This window comes from Herbaspirillum lusitanum P6-12 (assembly GCF_000256565.1).
Taxonomy (GTDB): domain Bacteria; phylum Pseudomonadota; class Gammaproteobacteria; order Burkholderiales; family Burkholderiaceae_D; genus Herbaspirillum; species Herbaspirillum lusitanum.
The window spans coordinates 1-1,129 of the sequence record NZ_AJHH01000664.1 but is presented as its reverse complement, the minus strand read 5'-3'; the positions used below and the strand labels follow the sequence as shown (position 1 = coordinate 1,129).

1 protein-coding gene and 1 pseudogene are annotated in these 1,129 nt (G+C 64.2%); both read left to right on the top strand.

Going from position 1 to position 1,129, the window contains the following annotated elements; translation table 11 throughout:
- Positions 1 to 275: 275 nt before the first annotated feature.
- Positions 276 to 743: a hypothetical protein gene (locus HLUSI_RS0121760; RefSeq protein ID WP_016835980.1), complete on the top strand. Its 468-nt coding sequence runs from the start codon at positions 276 to 278 to the stop codon at positions 741 to 743.
- Positions 744 to 835: 92 nt separating this feature from the next.
- Positions 836 to 1,129: pseudogene (locus tag HLUSI_RS30035) on the top strand (TonB-dependent receptor); the annotation flags it as partial.

The window sequence follows — 1,129 nt, the reverse complement described above, 5'->3', positions numbered from 1 at the left end:
TTGTATGCTTGTTTGCACGTCTTCCTTCCTCCTTTCGTCCTTCCAGTCCCGACGGCGCGGTAGCCCGTCATCACGTTCTCGCCGTATTCGCGTGCGACATTCTTCCGTAGCATTTCCCGACTTCCGGCGTTTCCCCGGTCGCACCGCTGCGTGATCGTGTGACGCGTGGTGCATTCGTTAATGCAACAGTGTTGCAATTGGGTGCTATAATTCGCGCTCTCCGGCATGCCGGTCGCCCGGTTCTTGCCGAACCACCGCTGAATCACCTGCACACCATGGCCGTCGCCATCACCACATTGCTGCGTATTGCCCGTTCTGCCGACGCCGGCACGCTTGTCCGGCGCAGGCGCAGCGGCCGCATGGGTTTGGCGCTGGCATTGGCGTCGATGCTGCTGTTCTCGCAGTGGCTCGGCCTGCTGCACGGCATCGCTCACGCGGGCTGGCCTGAGCAAACGCAGGTGTCGCCGGCTGCGTCCACGGTTGCTTCCTTCCATGCCGCGTTGTTCAACTACTTCGACGCCGACGCCGTCCATCCTGCCGACGGCAAGCATCACGCCGCCCATGAAAAGCAGCACCATTCCTGCGCCGAATACGATGCCGCCGCCGGTGCGGCCGGCATCCACGTCGGCTTCTTTTCTCCTCCGCTGATTCCCGGCGCGCAAGTGCTGGCGCTGTGGCAAGCCTTCGCCTCCTGGGATGCGCCGGCCGTCTGCCACTTTTCCTCGCGCGCGCCGCCGCGCTGACATCTGAACGTCTCGATTCTCCGACCGGACCGCCTCGCGCGAATCCGGGTCCGGACGCACGCCATTCATTCATTTGTCAGTCAAGGAACACCATGCAAGTCCAGCCCACTCTGCTGGCCAGCGCCGTCCTGTCCGCGCTCGCCGTCATGTCTGCCGCCGCCTTCGCACAGACCGTGCAAACCGCGCCGCCACCGCAACAATCGCAACAACTGCAGGAAGTCGTCGTCACCGCCAGTCCCTTCGCCGCCGAAGAAAACGCCCAAATCCTCACTCCCGCCAAAGTGCTGGCCGGCGACGAGCTGCGCAACAAGCTCGGCAATTCGCTCGGCGACACGCTATCGCAAGAACTCGGGGTCTCGGCCTCCGCCTTCGGCGCCGGCGCGTCG

Bases quoted from the DNA above. Each gene is read 5' to 3' on its own strand.
- HLUSI_RS0121760 (WP_016835980.1), top strand. From the start codon at position 276: ATGGCCGTCGCCATCACCACATTGCTGCGTATTGCCCGTTCTGCCGAC.